Source organism: Streptomyces sp. NTH33 (assembly GCF_003236365.1).
In the GTDB taxonomy this organism is placed as follows: domain Bacteria; phylum Actinomycetota; class Actinomycetes; order Streptomycetales; family Streptomycetaceae; genus Streptomyces.
Window position 1 is genome coordinate 1 of record NZ_POTZ01000484.1, and the last position, 5,111, is coordinate 5,111.

Here is a 5,111-nt window from a genome sequence, read left to right on the forward strand (position 1 = left end):
GTCCTCTCCCTCCCCCTCCCCCGCCAGTACGCCGAACTCGGGATCGGCGTCCCCGTAGACACGCGGGCCGCGTGAGCGCAGGGTCTCCGTCACGGTCAGGTGGACCGTGTGCGGTGCGGGCCGTGAGCGGAGGAACTCCCCGGCGTGCGCCAGGAACTGCTCGACGTCCTCGGTCAGGTACCAGTTGTTCCGGTCGTCCCGGTCATCTCGGTCGTCCCGGTCGTTCCAGTCGTCTTCGAAAGGCATGCCCCATGGTCCTGCCCACGGCCGCCCCGCGCCTCCGAATTAAGCCGCTCCCCGGTCAGGAGACCTTCGGCTCCGGGTCCGTGGCGAGCCGCGCGTGCAGGTGGGCGTCCCGGAAGGCGTCCCTGCGCCCTGCTTCGAGGAGCGCGCCGCGCAGGGTGCCCTCGCGGCGGAAGCCGCAGTGCTCCGCGACCCGGCAGGAGGCCTCGTGGCCGGCGACGTGGGCCAGTTCGAGGCGGTGGAGCCCCGCCTCGCGAAAGGCCCAGCCCGCCACCAGGCCCAGCGCCCGGGTGGCGACCTTGCGTCCCCGTGCCTCGGGCAGTACCCAGTAGCCGACCCTGGCGACGCCGAGGAGCCGGTGGATGTCGTTGACGCCGATGTGCCCCAGTGCCGTACCGCCGCCGCTCTCCGCGTCCCCGATCAGGAAGGACGCCGCCGAGCCCTCCTCGGCGCGGGCGGCCCGGGCCCGCAGGGAGTCGCGGGCACCGGCGGTGTCCGTGACGGGGACGAGCGGTGTGTTCCAGTGGAGGAACTCCGGATCGGTGACACCGCGCAGCCACGCCGCCACGTCGGCGCCGGACCCCGGGTCCCACGGACGCAGGAGCAGCCCGTGCCCTTCCAGGCGTACCGTCGAAAGGCTCGCGGAGTCATGGGGGTGGGCGACCACCGACTCATTGAACAACACACGACCGGAACCGCGCAGTCGTGATCAATCCGCAATCAATTCCGCTCTTGACCGAGACCAATCAACCAGGTGCGTGATTACGCTCGCGCTCATGACCGACTCCGTGTCCGGCACCGACGCCTCCACCCCCGCCCCCGCCGCGCAGCCCGCCGACCGCCCCGTGTACGTCATCGGCGGCGGTCCGGGCGGGCTGGCCGCCGCCCAGGCGCTGCGGGCGCGGGGCATACGGGCCGTCGTCCTGGAGAGGTCCGACCGCGTCGGATCCTCCTGGCGGCGCCACTACGACCGGCTCCACCTGCACACCACCCGGCGCCTGTCCGGCCTGCCCGGACTGCCGATGCCACGCCGGTTCGGCAGGTGGGTCTCCCGCGACGACGTGGTGCGGTACCTGGAGAGGTACGCCGAGCACCACCGGCTGGAGATCGTGACCGGGGTCGAGGTCTCCCGCGTCGAACGCATGCCGGACGGCACCGGCTGGCTGCTGCACGCCACCGGCGGGCGGGAGCTGACCGGCGGCGCAGTGGTCGTCGCCACCGGCTACAACCACACGCCCCGCCTGCCCGACTGGCCCGGCCGCGAGACGTACACGGACGCGTCCGGCGAGCTCCTGCACGCCTCGGAGTACCGCAACGCCCGGCCCTACGCCGGCCGTGACGTCCTCGTCGTCGGCGTCGGCAACACCGGCGCCGAGATCGCGGTGGACCTGGTGGAGGGCGGCGCCTCGCGGGTACGGCTGTCGGTGCGCACCGCCCCGCACATCGTGCGCCGGTCGACCGCCGGGTGGGCCGCCCAGCACACGGGCATCGCCGTACGGCGGCTGCCGGTCGGGCTGGTCGACACGCTCGCCGGGCCGCTGGCGAGGCTGAGCGTGCCGGACCTGTCGGCGCACGGCCTGCCCCGCCCCGGCACGGGCCTGTACTCGCGGGTGCGCGAGGGCGCGATCCCCGTCCAGGACGTCGGTCTCGTCGACGCCGTCCGCAAGGGCGCCGTCGAGGTCGTGGCCGCCGTCGACGGCTTCGAGAACGGCAAGGTCGTCCTCGCCGACGGCACCCGCATCCAGCCGGACGCCGTCATCGCCGCCACCGGTTACGTCCGCGCCCTGGAGGGGCTGGTCGGCCACCTCGGCGTGCTCGACTCCCGCGGCCGGCCCGTCGTCCACGGCGCCCGCACCCCGAAGAACGCGCCCGGCCTGTACTTCACCGGCTTCACCAACCCCATCAGCGGCATGCTCCGCGAACTGGCCATCGATGCGGAGAGGATCGCCAAGGCCGTGGCGAAGGCCGACGCCCGGGCCGGCGCCCGCGAGGACGGCCGACGGGTCTCCCGGCTGCCGGCCTGATCCCGGCGTCACCCGCCCCCGGCCCGGGCCCGCGGCCGCCGCCTGATCACCAGCGCCATCAGGGCCGCCGCCGCGTACAGCGCCCCCGAGGCGTACCGGACGACGTCGTACGAGCCGAAGAGGTCCCACGCGGCTTCGCCACGTTTCGGACCGCTCCCGGAGCGGGAGCGGAAAGTTGTCCACAGCCTGTGGACACGTTGGGCTCGGGAGGGTGATTCCGGCTGACGGCGCGCTCCTGCCCGCCCCGAACAGGCAGTGCGCGCCGCCCTCCGACCGCGGCGCACCGGTCCCACCCCCTCGGATCCTGCGGGGACCGGCCGACGCCGACATCACGACCCACACTCGTCGAGGACTTCCGACGCCCGAGCCCTCGACGTCCCCTCGCGGCGAATCGCTGACCACAAGCGTGATCAAATGGACAGGAAGCGTCAACACCGCCCAGGCGATTTGCCCGTTATGCCCCCTCGCAACGGGGCGCGCACAGAAGCATCTCCCGGCGCACGAGTCGGCCGCCCGGAGGGGCGGGACGGTGCGCCGGCACCCGTACGAGGGTGCCGTCCGCCCCGTGCGCCACCTCAAGGGTCCTGCGAGGGAAGGGAGTTCTACACCGTCTCGTAGGCCAGCCCCTCGTAGGACGGCTCCCCGTCGGCCGGTTCCTCGCGGGCCAGTCCCTCGCATCCCTCGCACTCCGCCGGCGTCGCGGTCCTCGCCGCGTCAACCGGTGTGGTGCGGCGGTCCAGTTCGCACCAGATGCGCTTGCCCGTACCCTCCGGGCTCCAGCCCCACCGGTCGGCGAGGCCGTCGACGAGGGCGAGGCCGCGGCCGCTCGTGGCCTCGTCGCCCACGCAGCGCGGCACGGGGGCCCTGGTGCTGGCATCGGCCACTTCCACGCGTACGGTGGTCACTTCGGCCGGCACGCCGGGCAGGGACAGCCGCAGTACAGCGGGGTGGCCGGTGTGCACCACGGCGTTGGTGACCAGTTCGGAGACGAGCAGGACCAACGTCTCGGCGAGCGGCCCGTCGTCCTGTATCCCCGCACCGGCGAGCCGCGAGCGGGCCCACCTCCGGGCTCGCCCCACCTCCGCGGGGTCGGGCCGGATCTCCAGCTGCACTTGAAGCACCTGCACCGCTCACACCATCCGAACCGGCGGACACATAGCCTCGCGCACGCGAGGGCCACGATCGTAGCCATTTTCTGCATGGGCAGAACAACGCCCGGAGCAGGAGTCACGGAACGTGACCCCCCTGGGAGACAGCATGGTTGACGTACCGTCACCGCAACAAGCGCTTCGGGCATATTCCCGCGCGAAGGAGTACCCGTGCGGCATACTGTGCGACGCCCGTCATGACATGGCTCGTGCCCGGAACCACTCGCATCCCACACAAGGTACCCGAGCACGGCGGCGACTCCGGGACGTGACGGGTCACGCGCGGGGACGCCGGTACGGTGGCGACGCTCCGTGATATCCATGCGCCACGATCGGTGACATCAGCAGGCGGCCGGCCCGCACGGGCGGCGCCCGTGCGCGGCGTCACGCCGACAGCGGCTCCTCGTCCACCGCTGCCGCGAGGTCCGGGTAGACGTCGAAGAGGCGGCGCACGCCGAGCGCGCCGAGCACACGGTTGACGTGCGAGCCGTCGACCGCGCCGCGGGCCGGCAGGATCAGGCGCAGCCCGCCCTGGCAGGAGCGGATCAGGCGGCGGGCGGCGATGAGGACGCCGACGCCGCTGGAGTCGCAGAAGAAGACGTCCGAGAGGTCCAGGACGAGATGGTGGCGGCCCTGGGCCACCGCCTCGTGCACCCGCTGCCGCAGCACCGGCGAGGTCACCAGGTCCAGTTCGCCGGCGACCCGGAGCACGCTCCACTCGCCCTGTTGGTCGTCGGTCACGTTGAACGCCACGGCCCGCCCTCCGCTCGCCGGATCTTCCCCGGAACCGCCCGGAAACGGAAGCAGTTCCTACGCTTCTTTCCGCGCGGCTGCCCAGCGGCCGTTCCCCCAAACGCCGTACCCCAAACCGAAACCGTTCCTTCAGGGACTCGTTTCAGTCATTTTCGATCGTGCCTGATCAGAGTTGGTCTTGTGGTGACGGGGGCGCGCATGGACACAAAGGGGCGTGCGCTGTCGGATGTGCCGACTACATTCGAGATGACCGCACAGACACGCTGGGCACCGCACAGACACGCCGGGCAGGGCGCAGCCGGGTTTTGGAGGGGCCGCATGACGAAGAAGGGCGCACCGCCCCACTGGGACCGCGGGATGCAGCAGCGGCTCGCGCGCGGGGAGGCGGCCGCCCTCGGTGAGCTCTACGACCGTTTCGCCTCCCTCGTGCACGGACTCGCCCACCGGGTGCTCGGGGACGAGCGGGCCGCCGACCACGTCACCCGTGAGGTGTTCGCGCACGTCTGGGAACACCCCGACACCTACGACCCCCGGCAGGGCCCGTTGCGCTCCTGGGTGGCCGCGCTGGCCCACCGGCTCGCCGTGCAGCGGCTGCGCGGCACCGCCGCACCGGACGACCGCGACGGGCAGGACTCCCCCGAGGCCCTGGAGCTCAGGGTGCGCCGCGCCTCGGCCGCCGCCCGCGCCGACTACATCGTCCACTCCATGCCGGCCCCACTGCGCGCCGCCCTGGAACTGGCCTACTTCCAGCGCCGCGACTACCGGCAGACCGCCGCCGACCTCGGCATCCCCGAGGACGAGGCCCGCCGCCGCCTCCGCCTGGGCCTTCAACTCCTCTCCACCGCCCACGACACGGACTCCCCCGGCACACCTCCCGGCTACGGGGGTGCGGCATGAACCCGTCAGACTCGGAACAGCCCGACACCCCGGACGGCCCCGGCAC

Annotated in this window: 5 protein-coding genes and 1 pseudogene; 2 read left to right on the plus strand and 4 right to left on the minus strand. The window is 72.9% G+C overall.

Features of this window, described 5'->3' with window-relative positions:
* Together C1I97_RS31100 and C1I97_RS31105 are read right to left on the minus strand one after the other, a co-directional pair.
* Nucleotides 1-246 (minus strand): annotated as a pseudogene (locus tag C1I97_RS31100) (hypothetical protein); the annotation flags it as partial.
* 55 nt (nucleotides 247-301) lie between these two features.
* Entirely contained in the window at nucleotides 302-925 is a 624-nt protein-coding gene (locus C1I97_RS31105) for a GNAT family N-acetyltransferase (RefSeq protein WP_258382821.1), read from the minus strand.
* Between the two features lie 94 nt (nucleotides 926-1,019).
* Here C1I97_RS31105 and C1I97_RS31110 point away from each other — a divergent pair, with 94 nt between their 5' ends.
* The gene (locus C1I97_RS31110; RefSeq protein ID WP_111006411.1) at nucleotides 1,020-2,267 is read left to right on the plus strand and encodes a flavin-containing monooxygenase; all 1,248 of its coding nucleotides are present in this window, start codon (nucleotides 1,020-1,022) and stop codon (nucleotides 2,265-2,267) included.
* Between the two features lie 602 nt (nucleotides 2,268-2,869).
* Here the strand turns inward: C1I97_RS31110 and C1I97_RS31120 are convergent.
* Together C1I97_RS31120 and C1I97_RS31125 are read right to left on the minus strand one after the other, a co-directional pair.
* Nucleotides 2,870-3,394 carry an ATP-binding protein gene (locus C1I97_RS31120; protein ID WP_111006413.1) on the minus strand — a complete coding sequence of 175 codons (525 nt, stop codon included), beginning with the start codon at nucleotides 3,392-3,394 and terminating at the stop codon, nucleotides 2,870-2,872.
* 405 nt (nucleotides 3,395-3,799) lie between these two features.
* Nucleotides 3,800-4,168 carry an STAS domain-containing protein gene (locus C1I97_RS31125; RefSeq protein ID WP_111006414.1) on the minus strand — a complete coding sequence of 123 codons (369 nt, stop codon included), beginning with the start codon at nucleotides 4,166-4,168 and terminating at the stop codon, nucleotides 3,800-3,802.
* A gap of 318 nt (nucleotides 4,169-4,486) precedes the next feature.
* On the opposite strand from C1I97_RS31125, the gene C1I97_RS31130 reads away from it, so the two are divergent.
* Entirely contained in the window at nucleotides 4,487-5,065 is a 579-nt protein-coding gene (locus C1I97_RS31130; RefSeq protein ID WP_111006415.1) for an RNA polymerase sigma factor, read from the plus strand.
* Nucleotides 5,066-5,111 lie beyond the last annotated feature (46 nt).

What these genes read in the sequence shown, in the direction of transcription:
- C1I97_RS31110 (WP_111006411.1), top strand. Translation starts at nt 1,020, where the DNA reads ATGACCGACTCCGTGTCCGGCACCGACGCCTCCACCCCCGCCCCCGCC.
- C1I97_RS31130 (WP_111006415.1), top strand. Translation starts at nt 4,487, where the DNA reads ATGACGAAGAAGGGCGCACCGCCCCACTGGGACCGCGGGATGCAGCAG.